This window comes from Alteribacillus persepolensis (assembly GCF_900099605.1).
Lineage (GTDB): Bacteria > Bacillota > Bacilli > Bacillales > Marinococcaceae > Alteribacillus > Alteribacillus persepolensis.
On record NZ_FNDK01000026.1, the window covers coordinates 1 to 25,489 of the forward strand.

Below are 25,489 nucleotides of genomic sequence, written 5' to 3' on the forward strand. Positions count from 1 at the left end.
TATACGGAAGGTGGCGGGGGTGAAACGCCGCAAAAAGAAACCAGCTGCATAAGCTGGCTTTTAAAAAATACCATGGTCACCATCTGGAGGGATGGCGTCCATGGTATTTTACGTGAAGGGCTTTTGATACAGCCCCAAAGCATTTTTATAATTATTGCCGATCATATAAGATAAGCAATCGTTTCTCCATCTGTCTTATTCACTGAGCTCAAGGTGTGTTTTCAGTTTCTCAGAAAGCATGTTAAGCTGCTTTTCATCAGGTATATAATGGTAATAACCATCGATTTTTTGGTTTTCTCCCTCAATTTGAAGCTGTTCTTTATGATTAATGGCTTCTCTGTAAGAAGAATGAATATTCCACAGGTCATCTAACGTAACATTTGTTTTCACATTGTCTTCTACTACTTCAAAAATATCGGTAAATTTCGTTGCAGAGGATATACTCGATCCTTTTTCAATGACAGCTTCGATAACCTGACGCTGCCGCTCTTGCCGTCCAAAATCTCCTCGTGGATCTTCATGCCTCATACGAGCATAACCCAATGCCTCTTCCCCATCCAGCGTGATGGTCCCTTGCGGATAATCTTTATCATGAAAAGTAAAATCGAATTCATTATCAACTTCTATTCCCCCAATTGCATCTACAATACCGGAAAAACTATCCATATTTACCTTCACAAAATAGTCCACAGGAACATCTAAAAAATCCTCCACAGTACGTATCATCATTGTACTGCCGCCGATTGCATGGGCGTGGCTGATTTTGCCTTTTGATCCACCTCCGATTATATCTGTATACGTATCACGAGGGATACTAACCATATTTATGGACTCTTGATGTGGATTAATGGTTAACAAAATTAATGTATCAGCTCTGCCGGGGTCTTGGCGGCTTTGGGGATCATCAATCCCCATGAGAAGCACAGAAATAGGATCGCCATCCTCAAAGTTAATTTCTTCTAAACGTTTTTCAGATTTTGCCCGGTCAATATCTTCTTGGATACTCACTACCGTTGACGTAATCGCCTGCCAGATGTATCCCCCGGCTCCTAGTACTAACACAGCTACGGTTATGATGCTGAAAAGTAAAATTTTCTTTCCTTTTTCTGTTTTCATGAGGCACCTCCTGCTAAATAAGTAGGGATAGATTCATTTCCTACTTATTCCAAATAGAAAAGAACTTTTAGTGGAAGTGAAAGCAGCCTGTCGCATCAAAACTATGCAGCAGACTTCGAATCATTTTCATAATTCCTGCCTGTTCGATCAACTTTATTCCAGTTTTTATTGAAAAAGTAATTGATCGTTCCATAAATAACAACATACATCAGAATAAAACGATAAATAAAAACATCTAAAAGTATCGTAAACATTAAGGAAGACCAATCCTTTTTTTCAAACGTGAAACCATAATAGCTATTCATTTTAATAGCTGCCAAATCGTATAATACTCCAAATACAAACAGGTATGACAAATACCCGAAAATATAGAACACATACGAATCTGGCGGATACAGAATGCCATTTAAAACAAAATAAGCTGTCATGATAAAAGGGGAGATAATGCCGATGAGAAATGATTCTATAATATAGAAAAACGAAACGGACTTTGTAAACAATGTTTTCGTAAAGAACGAACGAAAATGAATAACACAATCAATATAGGCCTTTTGCCAGCGATAACGCTGTTTGAAAAAGTCTCTTAAGTTTTCAGGCAGCTCTGTGTAAGATACAGCCTCTTTTATAATCACAATTTTTTTATTGAACTGTTCGTATATATACTGATGCATGCGCAATGTAATGTCGATATCCTCCCCTATTGTCGATCGGTATCCCCCTACATCAATAAGTGCTTGCTTTCGAAAAATACCGAATGCCCCTGAAATAATTGCTAAAGCATGAAAGCGGGACAAAGATACCTTTGTGATGTAAAATGCTTTGAGAAAATCAAGCATTTGTAAACGTACAAGCATGTTTGCACGCAATAAAGACAAGCGCTCTAAAGGTCTCCACGTTTTAGTTTGAAGGACATGCACCATTCCACCCGCCGCAACAACATTTTCGTCTTCAAAGGCCTCGTTTACCTTTGGCAAAGCGCTATCGGTTAGAATCGTATCAGCATCTAATGTAATGACCAAATCTTCACTCGCATATTCAATACCTGCATTTAAGGCATCTGCCTTTCCTCCATTCGCTTTATCAATAACGTATATATTTGGAAACAACTCAGACTGATAAACCTGTTTTACCCTTTCATGCGATAATTTTCTAGCAGGCGATTTAGAGGTTCTTGTTAACTTTAAAAACTTGTTCAAAAGCGATATTGTCTTATCTGTCGAACCATCATTAACATACACAACTTCAACATTTGAATACGATAAAGACTTCATATTATTAACAGACGTCTCAATAATACCTTCTTCGTTGTAACAAGGAACTAAAATGCTGATTCCCTTCTCCTTTTCAAGTTTTTGATAAACCCCTTCTCCTTTTGCCCGAAACAAAGGCAGAGCGTGAACCAAATGAAGCAGAGGAAAAATCAAGCCGACGATAAATAGAAGCACTAGCGGCACTTCAACGTAATCTCGCCATTTATCCTTATTTTTTGCATCCCACAAGCCGCTTCTTCGCTCATCAGCGATGCCTGTTATCGTGCCATCCTCTTTATTTAAGTCAAGGGCTTGTATCCCCCCGAAATAAACAGGACGATTTCTCTTTTCAAATCCATATCCTTTTTTAATAACATCCGCCAATACTTCATCAGAAAATCCGTCTTCTATATACAAGGTTTCATTTTGTCCGTAAAACCGCTCTGCTTCGACCGCCTCATCTAGTGGTTCACCAAAGTAAAAATGCCTAGACAACACTTGCGTCATAACCGTAGGAATACGATTCCCTCCAGGAGTACCGATTCCCATTACTCTTTCACTATCCATCCATATAGTCGGAGCTGTTAAACTTCTAGCACGCTTTCCAGGTTCGTAGCGGTTGGGAGAATCATTGTAATCACTGAAATATTCAATAGAATTATTCATAAAAAAACCAGCAGTATACTCTCCCGAACCGAAAAAATTACTTAACGTATTCGTCGCCGAGACAACCATGCCGTCTGGGTCTATAATGACAAAATGAGTTGTATCTGTATGCTCGTCAATATCTTCCTCATCAGTATTCTCTTCTTCTTGGGAAGGTTCCGTCATGGAAATATCCTCCGCTAGATTTTCAATATAATCTTCACTTACCAGCTCATTTGCATCCACATCAGTAAAATCCGGATCACCAATTTCTGACAACCTTTCACTTTTGGTGGCTTTTTGGATTTCTGTTAATAGATGGGCAAATTGATCGGGATTTTCCTTTGTTTTTTCTATGTTTAATTTTTCAGCCAGTAATAAGGATTGAATAACGGACACCCCTGCAAGAGGCGGACTTGCCGAATAAATGGTCCCATCGTTAAGTTCTGCTTCAACTGGTTCGGTCGTTTCAACTTCATAATCTGCAAACTCTTCTTCATTTAAATATGGAGCAGCTTCTATTATTTGGTCACCAATTTCGCCCTTATAAAGTGCCTCTGAACCATGTTCTTTGATTTGAGACAATGTCTTTGCCAATTCTGTTTGCCTTAATGTTTCTCCTGGTTCAATAGCTTCTCCATCCGGAAAAAAATGCGGCATTTCAGAAACCGGCAAACGGTAAGACGCGGCTGTAAGACGCTCCCATAATAAGTAGTCCACTTCAAATCCTTCTTCTGCAAGAGAAATCGCAGGTGATATTAAATCTTCAAATGGTGTCAACCCATAGTCCTGATGAATCGTTTCCATCCCTTGCACAAGACTTGGAAGACCCGATACCTTATCCCCCTGGCTTTCATCTAAAGGAGCAGCAGCCCGGTAATCATAAGAGACAGGCTTCTTTTCATCTGGAGGCAAAAGCAGCATTTCCCCGCCACCGCCAAGCCCCGATCCGAATGGCTCTACTACTCCTAGTGCAAATGACACTGCAATAGCGGCATCCACAGCATTACCGCCATTTTCAAGCACTTCCATTCCCACCTTCACTGCAGCTGGATGCGACGCACTGACACCAAAATTGTCATATGTATCAACAGAGTCGGCCGTGTTATTATTATCACTAATTGCTGCTGAAGCCGGGCTAATAAACAAATAGTTTAGTATGAAATAACATAAAAGAAATTTTTTTAGCAAAAACGGTTCACCCCCCTAATTAACACAACGCACACAAGCGCCACACGCGAAAACCCCCTTATAAAACAAATCATGCGAACAGACAGGTAATGCTTTGTCCGATTGACAAGCTAATCACTCTTGTCATGTCAACAAATAACACTAAAAAGGCAGTAACCACTTACCTATTACTGCCTTTTATATTTTTCATTGTGTCTGTCTTCCTAAGAGTTGATCTGCTGTTTCGCTGCCAGACTATTATTTTTGTTGTTCGATTTTCTCCAGCTCCTCTTCCATAACTGCTCGTTCAACCACGTCTAATGTTTCCTCATGCTTAAGGGTATCCATTAAAAGAATCATTCCGCCTAAAAAGGCAAATGGCAACAAACCTTTTATTATTTTCATCTCTATCCTCCTGGCTCTAATTCGTATTTGCATCCCATGTACCACTGCGGCGTAAGTCTGCTCCACCATTTAGCTGGTTATTTTCGTGGTCAACATACAAACTTTGAATGCCTCCAAAGAATAGGTTTGAATCCCGGACCTTGACTTGATAGCCCCGATCCTCCAATTCTTCTTCCACATCTTCTGAAAAACTGTCTTCTATATGAACCGTTCCCTCTTCTACGTAAAACCTTGGTCTATTAATCGCCGTTTGCATATTTTCACCAAATAGAAGCTGACGGATAATAACTTGTGCCATCACCATTGGAATACGTTTCCCGCCTGGGGTACCGATTCCTAGAACAGGTTTGCCGTCTTTTGCTAATATTGTTGGAGCCATGAAGCTGCGAGGACGCTTGCCGGCCTCAGCTGTGTTGGGCGAAGACGAGTCTTTACTAAAATTCTTTAATTGATTGTTTAAAAACATTCCGTTTACGTTTTTGCCAGAGCCAAAAAATTTACTTAATGTGTTTGTCGTCGACACCATCATCCCGTTGGAATCATGCACAACAAAATGGGTCGTATCACTGTGATCCTCGTTGCTGGCTTCGGAATCATCGTTTTTTAAACCCGTTTTTGATAACTGTTCAAATAAAATATCAGTACTAATTTCTCGCGCATGTTCTTTACTGCTTAACTGCTGTATTGGTACATTGGTAAAATTCATATCTGCAATATACCGCAAGCGGTCTTGGTAGCTGGCTGCAGAAATTTCACTCATTATGTCTATATAATCAGCCGGGGCTTCACGCGCTTTTTCGATATCACTTACTTGTGCTGTGTGTAATATTTCAATTAACGTTAAACCTGCTAATGGAGGAGGGGCTGCATATATTTGATAGTCGTCCAATTCTCCTTGCACAGGCTCCATTTCTAACACCGAGTAATTCTTGAAATCGTCCATCTCAAGCCCGTCAATCTCCTCAACAATACTTTCTCCCAGTTCTCCTTCATAAAAAGCGGAGGAGCCTTCTTCTTGAATCGTTGTTAGTGATTCAGCAAGCTCTGGCTGAATCACTTTCTCACCAGGTTTAATAGCCTCATCATTTTTAAAGAAAGGATCTAAATCACCTGACAACTGGTCTTCTGCGTTCTCTAGACGCTCTGTTAATACTTGATTGGCTTCAAAACCATATTCTGCTAACTCAATCGAAGGTTGAATTAAATCAGCCATGTCCATAGTTCCGAAATCATTATGAATTTCCTCCATGCCCTTTACAAAGCCCGGGACTCCAACATTTCCTTCTGGAAGCTCACCTGTAGACGGCATGACTTCCCGATAGTCATATGCAACAGGCTGATCGTTTGGAGGAGCAATAAGCATTGCCCCTCCACCTCCTATGCCTGAACCAAACGGTTCCACAACGTTAAGAGCATAAGAGACAGCAATCGCTGCATCAACAGCGTTCCCTCCATTTTCCAATACATTCATTCCAACTTCTACTGCTAAGGGATGGGCAGCACTTACCCCATAGGGTTGTTTTCCACCATCTTGAACAGCCTCCTCATTCTGAATCGATGTGTTGTTCTGGTTAGAAGGGTAGATTACATAAAGAACGATCACTAATATGGAGACACTTAATGCTGTCAGAGCCTTCTTATTCTTCAGGTATTCTTTCATTTGCTTTAGATGCTCTTTCATTTGCTGTCGCTCCTTTTACCACATCGGAGTGATCCACCTCAAAAATCAAGCGTCCATTCTCTTCATACCACTTTGCATCAGAAGAGGCTTCTTTTGTCAGCTGTCTGAAAATCTGCTTTTCTTGATAAGCTGCTAACGGACCATTCAAAGGCTGCGGCTGCCCTTCATAAATCCGAAATGGATGAAAAATAAGCTTTGCTTCCCCGCTTTCAGAAAGTTGATAGTTTGCCACAGCAGTATCTCTCGTACGTGACCAGCCTTGATCAAAAATAAAATTGCCTAAGCTGTACATAATTAACGTGTCATTGTATACATCCGCCGATAATAATACATGCGGATGATGCCCTATAATAATATCTGCTCCAGCGTCAGCAATCCCCTCTGCCATTTCTTTTTGGCGGGGATGGACATTACTGTCATACTCTTGTCCCCAGTGCATATGGACTACTACTAGATCGGCACGATTTTTGGCTTCTTGCACCAATGGGATAAATAAAGCTGGATCGGCAGGCAAAATACCTGCTTCACCTTCATTCGCAACATCACCATCACCGTAGACATCACTGAAGCCCAATGTTGCTATTTTTACTCCATTTTTCTCTTCCATGTGTATATTTTTGGCTTGTTCTATGTTCATTCCGGTTCCAGCAAAGCCTACATTTGAATCTTCAAATGCGTTAATTGTCTCTTGAATACCTGCTTGCCCATAGTCAGCCATATGGAGGTTAGCTAGATTCACATTCGTAAAGTGATTTCGTTCTAAGGCTTCTACAGTCTCTTCATCTGTTTCAAACACAATTTCTTTCCCTGGCTCTGGTTCCAGTTCACTTTCTCCTGTAACAACGGGCTGATAAAAGTTTCCAGTAACATAATCGGACTGTTGAAATAGTGGTTTGACGTTTTCAAATAAATAATCATATCCATGTTGATCTACTGCCTCATCTACATACCTGCCAAACATCATGTCACCAACCATTGATGCAGTCAGCAGTGAATCATTTTCTTCATCCGCTGATACACTTTGTTTTGAATCCAGCACTGATGTGGAAGATATAAAAAGTAGTACGATCATAAAAGCAGTGGCCAATGCTGTATGTTTTGTCTTGACCTTTTTATGTTTCTTTATAAACTTCAAAAACTTTTCCTGAAACGATAATTTTTTTGCCATTGCACACTCACCCTAAAACATATAGTAGACGGACATGATTGCAAACGTTATACCGCTGAGAAGCAGAGTACTTCCTACAGTAGGGATAAGTCCCTGCCTTTGGATGGTATTGGCAATCAATCCTGGAACAATAACCCCGATTCCTCGTAACTCATGTATTTCAAAAGGAAGCATGGGGTAAAAGAAATCCAAAATAATTTTTAAGATAATTCCTGTTGTTAACATTGCGGCAAACTTTCTCCGGCCATAAAGGATTGTTATTTTGCCTATCCCATAGACGACAATAAAATAGGTGAGAAAGCTAATGAGTAACACAATAGCTAATAAAGTAACCTGATCAAAAACTAAAGCAAGATATCCTGGCACAATAAGGCCAGCTGGCAATACACCTGTTTTTTCTGCATATATAAGACTTAAAACAATTCCTACGACTAGTGATATATATAAATCTGCTCCGAACAATTTCTTTTCCTCCTACCTAGCTGACAAATTCAATACGTTTCTGCTTCTCTTCTTCAAATCGTTCAATGAGTGGTTCACCTGCACCATGTATATTGCCAACACCATACACCACAGTGTTCTCTAAGTATGGGTGCAGCTGATCAAAAATATCTTCTGTCTCGTAGTATTCTAAATCTAATAATTTTTCTGCTGGAATATTTCCTGCTTGATATGCTTCTGCGATAGGATTCGTTGTTTCCCCAACTAACACCAATGCTTTCATTTCAATGTAGGGGAGCACATCCAAAGCGAATTGTTCTGTTCGATCTACACGGTCCTCTCGGCAATTCATAATGACAATAGAATTATGTGTCGGATAACCCAGCTGTTTGATACGTTCCCAAATGTTTAACGTAGACGATGCATCATTGGCTGCAAACCCATTAACAAAATAAGAAGGCTTCTTCAAATCACCAAACTGGCTGATTCTCATTGCCCCAGGGTCTGCTGGTGCATTTAACATTCCTCGTTTAGCTGTTTCTTCATCAATACCCAGCGCCTCAGCCACAGCTAATGCTAAGGCTGCATTTTGAGGAAATACCATGTATTCAAATTCTCTTAAATATTCCTCTGAAATCCTAGATTCATCAGCTACAATAACCTCTGTGTTTCTTTCTGCAGCTATCTCTTTGTAATAGTCAACATATGGACTCTCCGATACAACTAAGTGGCCATTGTACGGAATCGTTGCAGTAAAAGCCTCAGCTACTTCATCAAGAGTTGGCCCCATTACGTCCATATGGTCTTCAAGAACATTGACAATGACTCCCACATTTGCTTGCAGCATGTCTTCTTGAAAAATTACTTGATAATCAGGATTTACTGCCATGCATTCACTAACCAAAGCTTCCGTTTCAAGTTCAGCTGCTTCACCTACTACCTCTTTTTGTTCTCGAATGTTTGGTCCTTCAGGGCGGCGTTTTATGGGTTTCTCCTCATCTTGAAACCAATAAATCATTCTAGCGGAGGTTCCTGTTGTTTTCCCTATTGTTTTTTTGTCTGCTTCTTTTAGTATCCCAGTAGTAAGACGAGTGACAGTCGATTTGCCTCGGATTCCATTAATGTTCACACGAATAGGTATGGAATCAATGTTTTGTAAGTGTCTTCTCTTCTCTATGACTCCAATAACCACAATCACAACCGCAGACAATGAAATCAATAAAATCATCGGCTGTTCACCTCGGCTTTACGTCCAGCTTTCTCCACTCCTTGCATCACAAACAGGGCTCCTTTCTCAATTGTGAAATACAATGCAGAAGACTTGTACATATGCATAGTAACTGAACTGCCTGGTATTCTGTAATCAGACTTTTTTACAGAAAAGTTTTTTCTAAATATTTTTAATAATTAGGTCTTTTCCTTATTAGAATGTTTCAATTATATTTCATTTTAAAAAAACCTTAATAAACGGCTACTGTGTTCCGTGTCTTAACTATATTGTTCCATCTTCCTTCATCATGCTTTAATAACAACAATAAAGAACATTGTGTTTGGAAACCAGCTCACGTCATAAACAACAGCATATTCATTCGTTATTTTAACTAAATATACAAAGATGATTTGTTGGTTGACATGGAGATTATTCGAGCATGATTTCCTTGTTAAGGTTGATAATATAATGGTTTCTCTCTTTCACAAGACAAAAATCCAATCACACTCACCTCTCCATGCAAAGCGGTGATATGCAAAAAATATACTGCTTCAACATCCAATTTTCACCTTCTGTAAACAGAAACATTGAAAATTAATATTTTTTAATACACTGTTAACTGTTTTTGCAACATTTTACGCCTTATTTACGCTTTTAACATCGTATGTAGTTCATAACAGCTAATACATTTTGCACAGTTGCATAAAAAATAACCAAAAAAAGAGATGATTTTTTGATATAAAAAGACACTTTTTGCCGTATTCAATTTGGTAGATGTAACAAAATGGCGGGGAATCAAGCGGTGTTTTTTTATCACAGAGGATAATGAAAGGTTATTACTCAAGACAGTGCTTATGAAAAAAAATTATTCGATTATGTTCTAGAGTGAAAATTTTTCTGCACACCATTACTCTAACTTCATAAACCTTTTGAAGTAGTGTCGATGTCAATCATAAAGAGCTTATTGTTATGGATATGGCGGGAGAGCCGACTTGTAAACGGGAGCCGTTATCAATAGAATTGAAGTTTCCTAAGGCGAAGTGATGGCTACTAAATATAAAAGAAATACAGTTGATGTATGAACATCATTTATATTTCTTTTCTTCCATCAATGATTTCAGCGTGGATGTTTCTGGCGGCTTTATTCAAATTCAACATGTTCTCTTCCGCTTGCCCAGCGTTTTTTGCCTTCAATATTTTATACTCGCGTTTTCCTTTCCATGTGAAATTCACTTTGTATATATTATCTTGATTATTCTTTTTAAAATTTTTTATCTCTCTCATCTTTTATTCTCCTTTTCTTTCAATCCATATTTTATCCTATTCCTTTCATCTTACCTCAAGCTAATTCATGGTACAAATGTTTCAATTAAACATATTAGCGTATTTTGGCCTTTTCTTCGTTCTGACAGTACATCAGCGTACTGTCACATAAAACGTATGATTCAATTTCCAATCAATGCATATAAGACTAATGTATAATTTTACAATTTTTAGGAGGTTTATTGATATTACTTTTGAATAATTTTTATGTAAGTAAGTTTAAATACAGGAGGAATTTATATGTTATGGAAAGGAAAACAGATGAAAGGATTGATTGCTTCTCTCGTTTTGTTCCTGGCAGCTATATCTGTATTATCTGAGTCAGCCAGTGCTGTCAGTAGTGAAACCAATACAAGCAGCGATCACCAGTTATTAAAAATCGAGAGTTTAACAAGCCACGAGGAGATGACTTCTTTGTTAGACAAACTGGACCAACAAGCAGACCACATTTCCGTTGATGTTATTGGGGAATCGGTAAAAGGGCGTGAACTTTACCTTGTAGAGGTTGGAAAAGATGACAGCAATACCAACAAGCCAACTATACTATTTTTAACCCAACAGCATGGTAATGAAGCATTAGTTACAGAATCTGCTCTTGAAATTATTCAGGAGTTTTCAACTACGAATAAAAGAGTAAAGCATTTATTAGATCATGTGAACATTCTTATTGTACCGCGGTTAAATCCTGATGGAGCCCAAGGGGATGTTGATTGGGACACGTCTAATTTGTATAGGGATGGTGTACAGACTCGCAATAACGCGAATGGAATTAATTTAAACCGAACGCATAATTCATTGTCTCAACCGGAAACAAGAGCATTGCACAAAAACGTCCTTCAAAAATATGATATCGATTATGCAATAGATTTCCATCACCAAATAGCTAACCGTGCTACAGCAGATGGTGAGCTTGTAACTGGGGCTATACTGTTCCCAACAAATGAAAACGTACAAGAGAAAGTCCTTGATGATTCTAAAAAAATTGGAGCTGTCGTGTATAACGCGATAAGCGATGAAGATTACAGTAATTTAGCACGCTATGCAAGTGATAATACTTACACTTCCATAGCTAGAAATAACTTTGCCGCAAATTACGATATTCCTACACTCCTTTTTGAGAACAGGGGACTTTCTGACTCCATCAACAAATCTTCCATATTAGAACAAAGAGATAGTGACAGACTCATTGAACAAGGAAAAGATGCGATGATGGCTGTTATAGAAGCAGCTGCCGATGGTTCAATCGAAACTGCTGATACAAGTGTTTGGGAATCTCTGCCCGAACAATATACAATAGAATAGTCATCAGTTGATCTCACAGACAACGACAAACACACCGGGTTGAGCTGTTGTTCCCCTTCAATTGTTTGGAGCTGTCCAATAATTGGAGGGGCAGCTCACATATGTTCATGATGCATCTGTCCCTTTTGGAGACGATGGCAACATAAAAATGAGAAGTCCTCTGTCTATTTCCTGTCTTTTGAACCGGCCTGTATGAACTGCAGGCGCTTCTCTAGAAAATAAGCGGCATACGTGCCTGTTACGGCCAAAAAAGCCCATATCCACGCGTGTAAACTAAAAGAAGCAATACCGCTGAAATAAGCACCGATGTTTGCGCCAAAAGAAATGCATGCTCCATACCCCATGAGACAGCCGCCAAGAAGAGCTGTCAGGCTGATATGCAAAGGAACCTTTCCAAAACGCACGAGTCCGCCCAATGTCAAAGTAATAGAAGTTCCTATCAATACTCCCATATTCAACACACTTATTTCATGTAAAAATACAGACTCTAATAGGGAAGACATCGGTTCTTGTTCTCCCCAGTATCCCCATTCTTTTACAGGAACCCCCAGACTTGCTGCCATTTTAGCCCCCCACAATGTAAAGGCAGCCGTTAACTTCCAAGGCTCTCCCTGAATAATGAAAACAAAAGCATTTAACAGACTTAAAAGCACAGCCCCTGTCCAGAGAGGCCAGGATCCAAAAAAGATTTTCTTCCAACTGACAGCACTCGGCAGTGCAGGAAGAGCAGGAGGACGCTTTCTTTTTTTATATACGTAGGATCCGGCAGCTATCATAGCAAACATTGTCATTTGCACAAACCATGCTCCAAAATACCCTAAAGGTGTATCCAAGGCAATCGAAACATTGGGAATGGAGGGAAATTCATTATTCCAAACAGTAAAGTGTGCTGCTCCAAGTGCAGCTCCAACTAGAAAACCTAAAACAGTGAAAACCGAAGCGGTACGACCTCCTTCTGCCCGATACATAGACGCTGGTGCAAGACCACTCCCAATTTCCATACCAAACCCAAATAAAAATGCGCCTGCCATAAGTCCCACACTAATTGGCGACAGAGCTTCAGAAGGCGTATTCCCAAACATCCCGATTTGAAAAGCTAAGACGGGAGTGAACAGCGTTGTCGCAACCGCAAGCATTAACATATGGGCACGAAGCATTTCCGTATTTCCCGTTTCCACAATTTGACGGTACACTGATGCAAATCCAAACCGTGCATGAAATAATGTGAATCCAATTAACACCCCAAGACCACACAACAGTACAAACTGCCAGCCTGAATACGAATAAGCTGTGTAAAAGATAATAACCCCAAGTATTATCACTACAACAGTTAGGATATTCTGTGGATGTCGAAATTCTGGGACGTTCGAAGATTTTTTCCTTTCTTGCTGGACTGCCATTTTTCTCGCCTCTTTTCAGCCATGATATGGCTGCTTTTTCAAGTAACCTGCCCTTTATTCCTTTCTCTAAATCAGAGGTTATGTGTATTACGGCTATTTTCCCAATATGCTTAGGGACTGGGACAAAAGGATAGGAACGACAGAATAATCCAAATGATTTATTACAATCAGTCCGGATTATCTGTTTAGCATATTAATTTCTATCATGGCTCCATCAACATCCTTCGCTCTCCACGGGCCCGCCTTCAACTTGGTAAAGAAAAGCCTATGACCAAGTGGGTCTTCGGCTCGTGCTTCGACGTACAGGACGTGTTAGTGTCGGCGCTGGCCACACGATGTGGCTGTATGGGTTTTTAATCAATCCATATTACCTCTTTTCAATAAGATTCCCTGACACCAAATGAAACACTTTTATCAACGCATATAAATGCTTGTCTTTTTTCATGCGCACTCTTACCTTATTTAGGCATACGGTGAAATCGGCAAGACAATGTGAGATGGGCAGCTCCCACCGTGATAGATAGTTTCATATGCCGCCTTTCCATGTGACGCTGTTTTGGTTGTTTTGCCATTATTGAGATTCACATCAAACATTGGGGCGTTGCTGGCAGCGATTTCTACACGTATTTTATGTCCTGTTTGAAACCGGTACGCTGTATGATTAACGTCCATTTTCACACGGACTTTCTCGTTTTCTTTTACAGACTCCCGATGAAAACTGTCTACGATGTTGTAGGCTTTTCCATTCGGTTCCACATCTGAAATGCGCACAAATAAATCTAAAAGAGGAGAAGGCGAGGCAGCCCAAATTTCTGCGTGTATCGTGCCTAATATATCGATATCATGTGTTAATGTTTCACTTGTATAGACCAAAATATCGTCTCTATCTTGAATATCCCCTTGGTCAAACATCCCCGATTCATGGCCAGCAATCAGTACGCCGCCGCCATGTGTTGGGACAGGATTGGCTGGATCCAGCCGCAGAGAATCTGTCGCTTGATTACCGCTTAATGACGTTGTTAATGCACCATCACCGCTGCGGCTGTTCGCAGCTCCCTTACTGTGCAAATAGTAGGTTTTTTCCTCAACCGGTGATGGCGGCCATCTGTCATAGTTTTCCCAGCGCTTTTGTCCCATCAAATAAAGGTGAACCGGTTTTTCTATTGTATGAGGCTTGCCTTTTAACCAATGATTAAACCAGAGAATATGCAATTCGGTAGGATCTTTTATATTATCTTTTCCAATCTCGACTTGTGCATTGTCAAAATACTTGCCGCCAGCCCGTCCTGTCATCTCCTCATGTGTCCATGGCCCAATCCATAGCATTTTTTCTCCCCCATAGGCTTGGTAGGCTTTTAATGTCGGCTTTAATAACGAATCAAACCAGCCTCCTATAAACAATGCCGGAATCGAGACATCCTTCAGCTTATCAATAACATTCATTTTTTCACGGAAGGAAGCCGGCACACGCTCATTGATGACATCAAAAAAGTAAGAGTTCGGACGAAGATCTTTCATTGGCGTCCATTCATTAGAAGGAGTCTCATGAAGCCACTCTGGCAGTTGTTCTATATACTGATTTACCTGCTCAGCTTTTGGGTCGTTGTTTCGCTGTAATTCATCTTGCACCATGGAAGCTAACGTCCACGTTTTGATATTGCCGACACTGCTTGGTCCGCTTCCCCCACTTAACATATCGGCCCAAGGATCAGCCATCGTCATTACTGGGGCTACAGCCTTTAAAGACGGCGGGAATGCAGCAGCTGCTGCTAATTGAGTAAAACCGTGATACGACATTCCAAATAAGCCTACCTTGCCATTGGAATAAGGAAGAGAAGCTGCCCACTCCACTGACTCGTAGCCGTCATCTGCCTCATGAATAAACGGATAAAATTCTCCATCCGATGCGAAACGCCCGCGAACGTCCTGTAAGATAACCACATAACCTGCCTCTACCATCCTTGGAACATGGAGGTACTCATCATAGTAGCGGGGGGTTTCCTTATCATAAGGCAGCCGAATCAACAGCACTGGATATACCCCGTCTTTTTTCGGGCGGTACACATCTGCACGCAGGACAGTACCGTCTGTTAACTGACATTCCACATTTTTTTCTATCAAAGGTTCATTCATAAAATGGATCCCCTTTCTTGCAAATCTTAAAAAGACAGCACCTGACTTGCGTCAAGGTGCTGTTGAATCAAGCTGACGATTTAATTGGATGAATTCTGCGCTCAATCCATCCCATCAGCAAGTCAGCAATAATTGCCATAAGTGCCGTCGGAATAGCACCAGCTAAAATAATAGCTGTTCCGTCTGTGGCATTTGTACCACGCATTATAATTTCACCCAGCCCGCCGGCACCAACAAATGCACCAATTGCAGCAATACCAATTCCTACGACAAGTGCTGTACGAAGTCCAGCCATTATCACACTAATAGCAAGTGGTAATTCCACCATGCGTAAAAGTTGAAAACGTGTCATTCCTGATGCATATCCGGCTTCAATAATCGTTTTATCTACTTCTTTCATACCAACGTAGGTATTTTGAGTGATAGGAAGAATTGAGTAAAGCATGAGTGTAACAATGACCGTCGTTGACCCCAGTCCCATTGCAATCATCAACACTGCCAGCGCACCGAGCGCTGGAATTGTTTGAATCATGTTTCCAGCTGCCAGCACCCAGCCGCTTAACTTACTGTATTTAGAAATCAAAATGCCAAGCGGAATGGCAATGATCGCTGCAAAGAATACACCATAAGCAGCCATGAGAAAGTGACGATAAAACTGTTCCCAAATATAACCGCTATTTTGCGAAGCATACGTAATCAGCTGTTCTAGTGTTTCCATCACCCATTTCCCCCCTCACTGCCTTCAAAGTAGTTGTTTTCTTCGAGAAAATCACGGGCCACTTGTTCTGGGTTTTGTAACTTCACGTCTACGAGATAATTTAATTCCTGCATTTTCTCTGTTGGAATTTCTCCTGCTAGTTTATTAGTGATTTCTTGAATTTCTGGATATTGTTTCAGTACCTCATTTTGGATAACTGGAGACGTATCATATGGCGGGAAAAACTGCCTGTCGTCTTCTAGTACTTTTAAATCAAATTCTTTAATACGCCCGTCCGAAGAATAAGCAAGAACGACATCCATGTGGCCGCTCGCAGCTGCTTGGTATACAAGGCCGACGCTCATTGGAAAGACTTCCCCAAACGGAAAGTAAGTTTCTGTAAAACCATCATATCCATCACCTTCTCGATTGACCCAGGCATTATCGACCCCAAACCGCAAATCCTCTGCATAAGGTTCTAAATCAGACACTGTTTCAATATCATTCTCTTCTGCAAATTCCTGTGTCACGGCGACCGAATAACTATTTTCAAAACCGTAAGATTCAGCCCACGTTTGATTAAATCGCTCATCGAACTCTGTCTGTACAATATCCATTGCTTTATCTGGATCAGTGATAGGATCCATTCCAAGCGCACCGGATAAATCCGTTCCGGTATAACGAGTGGAAGTGATATCAAGATCATCCGTTGTCATACCTTGATGCTGCAAGATGGAAGACCCTAACTGGGTTACCATTTCGGTGTTTAACTCCGTGTTGCGTTCTATCATAATCGACAGCATTTCACCCAGTATTTCTGACTCCGCTGTCCCAAGTGTTCCAATGCGAACGGTTTGTTCAGATGGTCCAGAAAGCCCCGGTAATGCACAGCCAGAAGCAGTCAACAAGGCGAAAGCAGCGAAGATGTTCATGAGCTTCTTTTTCATCGATGTCACCTCTTTTATCCCAAAATAGTCAGCTTGTAAAAAAACACGAATGCATTCCCGTTTCTCTTACCGCTCTTTTACGTTTTCTGCGTGGCAGAGTTTTCACTTTCTTTGCCTGCTTAACTTGTTTGATATGATTTCATCAAACCTTTAGGTGTAAGCTTTCTTTCAATTATAGAAAGAAGCCAATTAGCTAAAAGCGCCAAAATCGTTGCTGGAATCGTTCCGGCTACAATAAGATCTGGCTGGTACAAATTCATTCCATCAAAAATGAAATCACCCAGGCCGCCGCCGCCGATGAATGCGGCTAATGCTGCCCATCCAATCAAATAAACAGTAGAAAGACGAATTCCTGCCATAATAACAGGAAGAGCCAGCGGAAGTTCTATTTTTATGATGGATTCCCAATTGTTCATGCCCATTCCTTTTCCAGCTTCTAACACGTGTCCGTCTACATCTTTTACTCCGGTATACGTGTTTCGCAAAATCGGAAGCAGGGAATAGACAAATAACGCAATAATAGCCGGGATTTTCCCAACGCCAATAAGCGGAATAAAGAAAGCAAGAATAGCCAAACTTGGAATGGTTTGTAATATCCCGATAAATGAAATCAATCGATCGGCTATTTGAGGAATTCTGGTAAAAAGCACACCAAGCGGTACTGCTACAAGCACTCCGAGTAAAATAGCTGCACCAGAAATAAATAAATGCTCCCACGTTTTCACTATTAACTCCATGCCATGTTCGGAAAAAAACGCCATCATCAATGATTCACCTCCTACTGTGAAGCGGCGACGGCTTCTTCAATTTCCAAACCGTCTCCCCAAATTGTGTCGTATACGATATCAGCGAGTGATGCTCTTGTGACAATACCAACCAGTTTGTGCGACTCATCAACAACAGGGACATACTTTAACCCGCGGCGTAAAATCTTGTGTACCGCATCGCGAAGCAAGCTGTCTTTTGATACGGAGAAAACTTCTGTATCCATGATTTCTTCCACATTTTCTGCCTTCTTCCAGTGCAAGTCCACCATTTCTACATCAACCATACCTTGTAACGTATTGTTTTCATCCACAACAAGAAGAGAATCGACTCTTTCTTGGCGCATCTTCGAAATGGCACCTTTCAGTGATTCCCCAGCATTAACTGTCACAGGTGAACTTCCCATGATTTGCTGGACAGTTGTTACATCCGGCCGTGCTTGAATAAGACGGTCTTTCCCAAGAAACTCCTCTACAAATTCATTAGCTGGATTTCGTAAAATCTCATCTGGTGTATCTGCTTGTACGACCTCTCCATCACGCATAATGACAACTTTGTCTGCCAACTTTAATGCTTCGTCCATATCGTGCGTGACAAAAACGATTGTTTTATTCAGTTCTTTTTGCAGCTTTTTAAACTCTTCTTGCAAGGAATCTCTTGTGATTGGGTCCAACGCGCCAAACGGCTCGTCCATTAAAATCAACGGGGGATTCACTGCCAGCGCACGAAGCACCCCTATTCTCTGCTGCTGTCCGCCACTTAACTCGTGGGGATACTTGTCCAAATATTCTTCTGGCAGACCAACCAGCTTAATAAGCTCTTTTGCTCGCTCATCTTTCTTTTCTTGTGACCATTTCAATAATGTACCAACAAGTACAATGTTTTCTTTAATCGTCATATGCGGCATTAAACCAATCTGCTGAATGACATATCCAATGGAACGTCGTAAAGAAACTGGATCTTGTTTTGTAATATCCTCTCCATTAACAGAAATTGTTCCTTCTGTAATGTCAATTAACCGATTGACCATTTTCATCGTCGTTGTTTTTCCACAACCGCTTGGCCCGATGAAGCAAACAAATTCCCCTTTATTGATTGTAAGGTTTAAATCCTTCACGGCCGCTTCTTTATCTCCGCCGTTGTTGTATCGTTTCGTTACGTGTTTAAACTCTAGCAAGTCGATGCACCTCCGTGTCGAATTTTGTTGTCCTGCATAACTTGTCTCAGTATAAGTAAAATACAAATAAAGCGAAAACAGCGTGTAGTTCACTCACATCGTAAAACTTATGAAATTTTTATTACACAAAGTTTACGGACTTTATATCGCAAATTTCCTGCCATTTGCTTTACGAGACACCCCAACCTGGTTTTTTATTTTTATAACCAAGCGTGATAAAGTGGCAAGCGCATGCTAAACAGAGGGAGGGAGTTCATGAGTAACTTATCCGAAGAAGATATTCAAAAAGAGTTAGAACGCGCAGCTAATCAAATTTCTGACCGGATCGCTGATAATATGAAAACATTTGGTGTTTCCTCTACCGTGGGGCGTTTATTAGGAATTATTTATATGAATCGTGCACCCATGACGCTTGACGAACTCGCAGAAGAAACTGGTATGAGCAAGACCCGAATGAGTCAAGTCATGAGACAAATGATTTCGTTAAACATTGCGGAAAAGGAATTTGTAAAAGGAAGCCGTAAAGAACATTACAATGTTGAAAGTAATTATGTACAAACCTTTATATCCTTGTTCACGACAAACTGGAGAGAAGTTGTAAGTAAGAACTCCCTTCTTGCCAAACGCTTACAGGATAAAATTGCCCATGTGGAACAGGTTTCAAAGGAAGATTTTACGCCAGAAACACAAGCCAAAATGGATGACTTGAAACAGGAACTAGACGACTGGATTCATTATTATGATTGGATACAGCGGCTAGTAGAAGTCTTTGAAAGCGGCAAGATATTTGACCTTGTTCCAGTTGAACCACCCGATAAATCAAATCATAATCAAGGAGGTCATATTCATGAATAGAAAACCTATCATTACAGCTGCTGTAACTGGCGCTGGAGGCACTACCTCAAAGAGCCAGCACGTCCCTGTCACCCCAAAAGAAATTGCCGAATCATCGATTGAAGCAGCAAAAGCAGGAGCAGCTATTGCACATATTCACGTACGCGACCCAAAAACCGGCGGCATTAGTCACGATGTTAATCTCTTTCGGGAAGTAGTCGAGCGTATCCGCGAACATGAAACCGATGTTGTGATTAATATTACCTCAGGCGGCGGCGGTGATTTTATCCCATCCCTAGAAACCCCAGACAAAGGCGGACCAGGTACCGATATCCAAACACCAGCAGAACGTCACGAACCAGTAGGCGAGCTGCTTCCAGAGCTCTGTACACTCGATTGCGGAAGTGTGAACTTTGGTGATGATGTCTATCTCGGACCTGCTTCCTGGCTGAGAGAACAAGCTAAATTGATTCAAGAAAGCGGCGTAAAACCTGAGCTGGAGTGCTTTGACACCGGCCACGTGCGTCTTGCCAATCAACTTGTCAAAGAAGGTTTCATTGATGGCGATCCAATGTATCAGTTCTGTCTTGGTATCCCTTGGGGGGCAGAAGCAGATGCGGAGACAATGATTTACATGCGTGATCATATACCAGAGAATGCGACATGGTCTGCGTTTGGCATTGGCCGTATGCAAATCCCAACGGCTGTACAATCAGCCCTTCTCGGCGGGAATGTCCGTGTTGGACTAGAGGACAATTTATATTTAGAAAAAGGAGTGCTTGGTACAAACGCACAGCTCGTCGATAAAGCAGTGAATCTTCTTGGCGGAATGGGAGTCGAACCGATGACACCACAAGAAGCAAGAGAAACACTCTCTTTAAAAACACCACGATAACAAAAACAGGAGGACATTATGACACAAAAAACACTAGCGGTTATTGGCACCGGCGTCATTGGAAACGGCTGGATTGCCCGCTTTTTAGCAGGCGGACACCACGTCATTGCCTATGATCCGGCTCCACATGCTAAAGAAAATACACACACCTTTTTAAATGATATCTGGCCGACCCTTGAAACATTCGGAGTGGAAAGCAGTGCTTCTATCGACAATCTTCAATTTGCCGAAACAGTACAGGAAGCGGTCGAACAAGCTTACTTGATTCAAGAAAACGTCCCAGAACGTGAAGATTTGAAAAAAAACGTGATTGCAGAAGCAGATAAATACGCACCAGCTGAAGCCATTATTGCATCAAGCACATCGGGGTACATGCCTTCTGTACTGCAGGAAAACTGTAATAATCATCCGGAGCGCGTCATTATCGGACACCCATTTAACCCTGTATATTTAGTCCCATTAGTGGAACTTGCCGGGGGCAAACAAACGGACCGCTCTTATCTTGAAAAAGCGAAGACATTTTATGATTCACTGCACATGAAACCATTAGTAATGTCTGGTGAAATCGATGGACATATTGGGGATCGTTTAATGGAAGCAATTTGGCGTGAAGCTCTCCATATCGTAAATGATGGTGTGGCTACTACTGAAGAAGTGGACGCAGCCATCGTGTACGGACCAGGATTGCGCTGGGCATTGATGGGACCATTCTTGACGCTTCATTTGGCGGGCGGCAAACAGGGAATGGAACATATGCTAGAGCAGTTCGGGCCAGCACTTAAACTTCCATGGACCCGTCTGGTTGCTCCAGAACTTACCGAAGAACTAAGCCAGAAAGTGATTGAAGGAACGAAACATCAATCCGGTGATGTCAGTGTGTCTGAACTTGAGCAGCGCCGGGATCGTTTCTTGATTAAGTTAATGAAACTTTTGGAAGAAGAAAATTTCTGGCCGGCAGAAAGTGTGACACGTCATGAATAAATCAGTATGGGAACACGTTGTACCGCAGGAATGGGTAGATTATAATGGCCATATGAATGATGCCGCCTATTCGATTGCCTTCAGCCAGGCACTTGATGCTTTCATTGACCAAATTGGCATCGACGACGCATGTCGAACAGAATATCACTACACGATTTTCACCCTCGAAACACACGTACTGTACTTGGCGGAAGTTCATCGAAACGAAAACATCACGATTAACCTCAGCATTCTTGAGCGTGATGCTAAACGTATGCATTTATTTTTTGAAATGACAAATGAAGCCGGTGAACTCGTTGCTACTAGTGAGCAAATGACAATGGGAATGGATCAAAAAGCAGGCAGACCCGCTCCGTTTCCAGATAAGATTGCAGAAACTATCAGCACTTTCCCCCACGTTGATCGTGACAACTGGCCCAAACAAGCCGGCCGTTCCATAGGCTTAAAGAAAAAGTAACTAAAAAACGAGGTGCCTCCTGTGAAGGGCCCTCGTTTTTCTTTCTATGCGCTGAGTCCTATTTTGTTTCTTTTCTCCGAGTGAATCTTTTTTATCTATCATCTATTTAAAGCACTTCTCTATTAATAAGGCATGGAGGTACTTTTCCGCCAATACCTTGTAAAAGATTTTCCACAGCTGCTTCTGCCATTTTCTCCCTTGTTTCTTTTGTAGCTGATCCAATGTGAGGTAAAGTAACAACATTTTTCATATGCAGCAGGGGATGGTTGTCACCTAAAGGTTCTTGTTTATACACATCCAATCCAGCTGCCCGTATTTGTTTCTCCTTCAATGCCTGCACGAGGTCCTCTTCTATCACCAGATCCCCTCGTCCTCCATTAATAAAGATGCTTTCTTTCTTCATTAAATGAAACTCTCTTTTCCCTATTAAGCCGACAGTTTCAGGGGTAAGGGGAGCTAATAAACAAACGAAATCGGAATGTTTTAACAGCTCATCCTCGTCTGTATAGCGGGCATGTAACTCTTTTTCTGCTGCCTCATTTCTAGACCGGTTATGATAGAGAATATTCATTTTAAAACCATAGTGCGCTCTTTCTGCCACGGCTTTCCCTATTCTTCCCATCCCAATAATTCCAAGCGTTTTATGATGCACATCTACCCCAAACTGGTCTTCCATTATTTTTGTCTGCCATTTTCCTGATTTAACATAACTATCCAGCTCCGGCATTCTTCTCGCTGCTGCTATTAACAAACCGAAAATAGTGTCAGCTGTTGTTTCTGTTAATACATCCGGGGTATTTGCAGCCATAATCCGGCGCTTTGTTAATTCTTCTATATCCAAGTTATCATAGCCTGCAGAAACGTTTGACACAATCCTAAGATTTGGAGCATGATCCAGTAGTTTTTTGTCTACCTTTAATCCAGCGCCAATAATCCCTTCTGCTTTAGACAAATAATTCATAAACTCTTTGCTCTCTTTTGATATTTGGTAAACGTGACAATGCTCTTCTATCCGTTTCACTTGTTCTTCAGCTATACGATTATATACTACAACGTTAGGCTTCATAGAACCCTCCTCCACACACTTATATATCATATGTTGTTATACTGTTGATCATATTTGAACGACGTACACATTTAAACAACAAGTTCTTCGCTTTTTCATCATAAACGAATATTTTATAAAGATTTATTTCTTCATTTGGCTTCCACATTCCTAGATTAATTGTTCCACACTCATGTTAAAAAGGCGGTACAACTTATACGCCATCATTAATTCAAACCGCATTTCGGCACTGTTCAAATCGACATTGATAAGTTCCGATACCCGTTCCATACGGTATTCTAGTGTACTGCGGTGGATATACAGCTGATTGGAAGCGTCCCGGTAGTTTCCATTATTATTTAAAAATATGCGAAGCGTTGTAAATAAATCAACCTGATGGTTTTTAGAATACTTCAACAGCGGACCTAAATGTTTTTTCACAAACAACTCTGCTGCCAGCGGATCACTCGTATTATGTAAAATTGTATACGAGCCCAATTCGTCATAAAACGCGTATCCCCCTTCTTGAAAGCGGTGATACACAACATTATTTGCTTTAGCAGCCTGCATATAACAACCATAATAATCATCGATGGCTTCGGTTATGCCTCCTACTCCTAGATAAACGTTTGTAAGAGGACTCTCTTTTTTTACAAAACTATTGATGCGGCGGTACAGCTCCGTCCAAAAACCAGACCTCCCCTTGTTTTCATAATCAGCTTGTACAATAAACATACATTCATTCCCCCGGCGTGTGAAGATAATATCGGAATAGTATATAGAGAGGCCGGTCTTGATTTGTTCCCAGAGCCAGGTTTTATAACTTTCAATCATTACTAAATCCGCTGATGCTCTTTCTTCTTCCTTAATGTCAAAAGACAATACAGCAATTCGATGCGGCTTTGCGACATCCCAATTGATTAACGTAGCATATTGAATAATCTTGTCTAAGTCAACGATCGATTCCGCAAACAGCTGGTTTACAAAACTCTCTTTTACTTGTTCTTGTGTGTCAACGACTAACTTTTGTTTAATAAACTCAATAGCATACACATTAATGGCATAATCCAGCGTCAACCTCAACATGCGGTCAAGCTTTTTCCGATCGATAAAAACAGCTACATACCCAAGCACATCACTCGCCCCGGCAATGGGCAAAACCGCACAAGAAATTTCTTCTTCTAACCATATTTCCTTCGACTTCTGTTGAGTAATTTGTTGTTTCTTCTGCCCGATTGTTTCCTCGTAATGGTCAGCAAGATGTGTTTCTCCCTGCTTAAAAAAAGAGGTGACCGGCCGTACAAAACGATCGAGTAATAAAACGGAGCTTTCTAACATAGAGCTTATTGTTTCTGTAATAGTTTCAAGACTTTCTCCTTCGACTGTTTTTTTTACTAATTCTTGATGATGTTCCATAATTCTTTCGAGTCTCTTTTTACTGTCAATTTCAAATCTGTACAGTCTCGCATTCTCCATTTGCATTGAAACAAAAGCAGAGACAAAATTTAAAAACTCCAAGTCTTCTGAAGAAAAAACCCCATTTTCTCCTTTATCTACATAAAGCACACCAATGGTTTTCAACTGTACAACCAATGGGACGGTCAATTCTTTTTCCCCTGTTTTTTCAACAAAAGGAAAATAATTATCAAGCGCCTGGTTTGTGTTTACTTTCATTTCCCTCGGTAAAGAGGTATCCCCAAAAGAAGGGGGATGGTAAGTAAAGCACGCATTATTCTCGTCAAATAAATAAATACTTGCCCCTTGCGATTGAGTACCTTTCCCTGCACGCTCTACCACCTTTTCAATCACCTGATCGATGGATGAATCCAAAAAAATATTTTCTTTCATCCATTCAATCCCTTTTATCTTTCTTTTTTGATTCTCTTTCTCCCGTGACATTTCCAAGGCAACAGCCACATCATGGCCAAATTCGACAAATGTCTTTTCCGCTTCCAGCACTAAAGGAGTAAAGTTACGAAACCCTATAATACAAAGCCCGAGACTTTTATTATTATTTGTTAAAGGAACCGTAAACCATGTGGATAAACTCTCCTGCTGCAGAGCACGGCTGAAAGCACAATCTAAATCCTTTTTATAATTCGGCCACCAGATCGCATCTTCCAAAAGATTGGCTGAACAAGACGCCGTGTCCAGCCGCAAACTGTCCTTAATGGAAAAACCTTCGCCAATCCACGCTTTGGGATAAAGGTTATCATTTTCACGGAGAATCACCCCGACCAGATCACAAGTAAACTCCTCGTAAAATGACTCCAATAAATAGTTTAACGTTTCTTCCAGCGTATCAAACGTAATGAGCTGGCGAGTCACGTTACGTAAATGCTCATCAATTTTTTGTTTTAATTTTTGATTGGTGTGATGTGCTGTCATGTTTCCACCTCAATAATATACCAAGAAATTCAAAATCAGCTTGAAGGATCACCCTCAAG

The 25,489-nt window shown here is 40.9% G+C and carries 21 protein-coding genes; 5 read left to right on the plus strand and 16 right to left on the minus strand.

Annotated elements, in window-relative coordinates:
• Positions 1 to 195: 195 nt before the first annotated feature.
• From BLT18_RS15295 to BLT18_RS15325, 8 genes are all read right to left on the minus strand, one after another.
• Complete coding sequence (locus BLT18_RS15295) at positions 196 to 1,116, minus strand: LCP family glycopolymer transferase (protein ID WP_091275943.1); 921 nt, start codon at positions 1,114 to 1,116, stop codon at positions 196 to 198.
• 101 nt (positions 1,117 to 1,217) lie between these two features.
• Positions 1,218 to 4,202, minus strand: a complete 2,985-nt coding sequence (locus BLT18_RS15300) for a gamma-glutamyltransferase (protein WP_091275944.1) — start codon at positions 4,200 to 4,202, stop codon at positions 1,218 to 1,220.
• 237 nt (positions 4,203 to 4,439) lie between these two features.
• Positions 4,440 to 4,586: a hypothetical protein gene (locus BLT18_RS18415; RefSeq protein ID WP_175487562.1), complete on the minus strand. Its 147-nt coding sequence runs from the start codon at positions 4,584 to 4,586 to the stop codon at positions 4,440 to 4,442.
• Between the two features lie 16 nt (positions 4,587 to 4,602).
• Complete coding sequence (ggt, locus tag BLT18_RS15305) at positions 4,603 to 6,267, minus strand: gamma-glutamyltransferase (protein ID WP_091275947.1); 1,665 nt, start codon at positions 6,265 to 6,267, stop codon at positions 4,603 to 4,605.
• Positions 6,224 to 7,435: a CapA family protein gene (locus BLT18_RS15310; protein WP_091275949.1), complete on the minus strand. Its 1,212-nt coding sequence runs from the start codon at positions 7,433 to 7,435 to the stop codon at positions 6,224 to 6,226. The genes ggt and BLT18_RS15310 overlap by 44 nt, the downstream gene beginning before the upstream one ends.
• A 12-nt stretch (positions 7,436 to 7,447) precedes the next feature.
• The gene (gene pgsC / locus BLT18_RS15315; protein ID WP_091275952.1) at positions 7,448 to 7,897 is read right to left on the minus strand and encodes a poly-gamma-glutamate biosynthesis protein PgsC; all 450 of its coding nucleotides are present in this window, start codon (positions 7,895 to 7,897) and stop codon (positions 7,448 to 7,450) included.
• Positions 7,898 to 7,913: 16 nt separating this feature from the next.
• Entirely contained in the window at positions 7,914 to 9,104 is a 1,191-nt protein-coding gene (pgsB, locus tag BLT18_RS15320; RefSeq protein ID WP_091275954.1) for a poly-gamma-glutamate synthase PgsB, read from the minus strand.
• Positions 9,105 to 10,175: 1,071 nt separating this feature from the next.
• Entirely contained in the window at positions 10,176 to 10,370 is a 195-nt protein-coding gene (locus BLT18_RS15325; RefSeq protein WP_091275957.1) for a hypothetical protein, read from the minus strand.
• 279 nt (positions 10,371 to 10,649) lie between these two features.
• On the opposite strand from BLT18_RS15325, the gene BLT18_RS15330 reads away from it, so the two are divergent.
• Positions 10,650 to 11,711: a M14 family metallopeptidase gene (locus BLT18_RS15330; RefSeq protein ID WP_091275960.1), complete on the plus strand. Its 1,062-nt coding sequence runs from the start codon at positions 10,650 to 10,652 to the stop codon at positions 11,709 to 11,711.
• Positions 11,712 to 11,875: 164 nt separating this feature from the next.
• Here BLT18_RS15330 and BLT18_RS15335 read toward each other — a convergent pair whose 3' ends face one another.
• From BLT18_RS15335 to BLT18_RS15360, 6 genes are all read right to left on the minus strand, one after another.
• Positions 11,876 to 13,111, minus strand: a complete 1,236-nt coding sequence (locus BLT18_RS15335; protein WP_091275962.1) for a YeeE/YedE family protein — start codon at positions 13,109 to 13,111, stop codon at positions 11,876 to 11,878.
• Between the two features lie 462 nt (positions 13,112 to 13,573).
• Complete coding sequence (locus tag BLT18_RS15340; protein ID WP_091275964.1) at positions 13,574 to 15,244, minus strand: CocE/NonD family hydrolase; 1,671 nt, start codon at positions 15,242 to 15,244, stop codon at positions 13,574 to 13,576.
• A 67-nt stretch (positions 15,245 to 15,311) separates the two neighbouring features.
• Positions 15,312 to 15,962 (minus strand): ABC transporter permease, encoded by a 651-nt coding sequence (locus BLT18_RS15345; RefSeq protein WP_091275966.1) that lies wholly within the window; start codon positions 15,960 to 15,962, stop codon positions 15,312 to 15,314.
• Positions 15,962 to 16,888 (minus strand): osmoprotectant ABC transporter substrate-binding protein, encoded by a 927-nt coding sequence (locus BLT18_RS15350; RefSeq protein ID WP_091275968.1) that lies wholly within the window; start codon positions 16,886 to 16,888, stop codon positions 15,962 to 15,964. Before BLT18_RS15350 ends, BLT18_RS15345 begins: the two co-directional genes overlap by 1 nt.
• Before the next feature lie 119 nt (positions 16,889 to 17,007).
• Complete coding sequence (locus tag BLT18_RS15355) at positions 17,008 to 17,652, minus strand: ABC transporter permease (protein WP_091275970.1); 645 nt, start codon at positions 17,650 to 17,652, stop codon at positions 17,008 to 17,010.
• Between the two features lie 14 nt (positions 17,653 to 17,666).
• A complete protein-coding gene (locus tag BLT18_RS15360) occupies positions 17,667 to 18,830 on the minus strand; it encodes a betaine/proline/choline family ABC transporter ATP-binding protein (RefSeq protein WP_091275972.1) in 1,164 nt (387 codons plus the stop codon).
• A gap of 255 nt (positions 18,831 to 19,085) precedes the next feature.
• Between BLT18_RS15360 and BLT18_RS15365 the strand changes: the two genes are divergently transcribed.
• The 4 genes from BLT18_RS15365 to BLT18_RS15380 are packed head-to-tail and all read left to right on the plus strand — an operon-like array spanning position 19,086 to position 21,997.
• Positions 19,086 to 19,685: a GbsR/MarR family transcriptional regulator gene (locus BLT18_RS15365; RefSeq protein WP_245705289.1), complete on the plus strand. Its 600-nt coding sequence runs from the start codon at positions 19,086 to 19,088 to the stop codon at positions 19,683 to 19,685.
• Positions 19,678 to 20,559, plus strand: a complete 882-nt coding sequence (locus tag BLT18_RS15370) for a BKACE family enzyme (RefSeq protein WP_091275973.1) — start codon at positions 19,678 to 19,680, stop codon at positions 20,557 to 20,559. Before BLT18_RS15365 ends, BLT18_RS15370 begins: the two co-directional genes overlap by 8 nt.
• An 18-nt stretch (positions 20,560 to 20,577) precedes the next feature.
• Positions 20,578 to 21,540 carry a 3-hydroxyacyl-CoA dehydrogenase NAD-binding domain-containing protein gene (locus tag BLT18_RS15375; RefSeq protein ID WP_091275976.1) on the plus strand — a complete coding sequence of 321 codons (963 nt, stop codon included), beginning with the start codon at positions 20,578 to 20,580 and terminating at the stop codon, positions 21,538 to 21,540.
• Complete coding sequence (locus BLT18_RS15380) at positions 21,533 to 21,997, plus strand: thioesterase family protein (RefSeq protein ID WP_091275977.1); 465 nt, start codon at positions 21,533 to 21,535, stop codon at positions 21,995 to 21,997. Before BLT18_RS15375 ends, BLT18_RS15380 begins: the two co-directional genes overlap by 8 nt.
• 106 nt (positions 21,998 to 22,103) lie before the next feature.
• Here the strand turns inward: BLT18_RS15380 and BLT18_RS15385 are convergent, their stop codons facing one another.
• Together BLT18_RS15385 and BLT18_RS15390 are read right to left on the minus strand one after the other, a co-directional pair.
• Positions 22,104 to 23,063 (minus strand): 2-hydroxyacid dehydrogenase, encoded by a 960-nt coding sequence (locus BLT18_RS15385; RefSeq protein ID WP_091275980.1) that lies wholly within the window; start codon positions 23,061 to 23,063, stop codon positions 22,104 to 22,106.
• Positions 23,064 to 23,213: 150 nt separating this feature from the next.
• Entirely contained in the window at positions 23,214 to 25,430 is a 2,217-nt protein-coding gene (locus BLT18_RS15390; RefSeq protein WP_091275983.1) for a helix-turn-helix domain-containing protein, read from the minus strand.
• Positions 25,431 to 25,489: the final 59 nt, after the last annotated feature.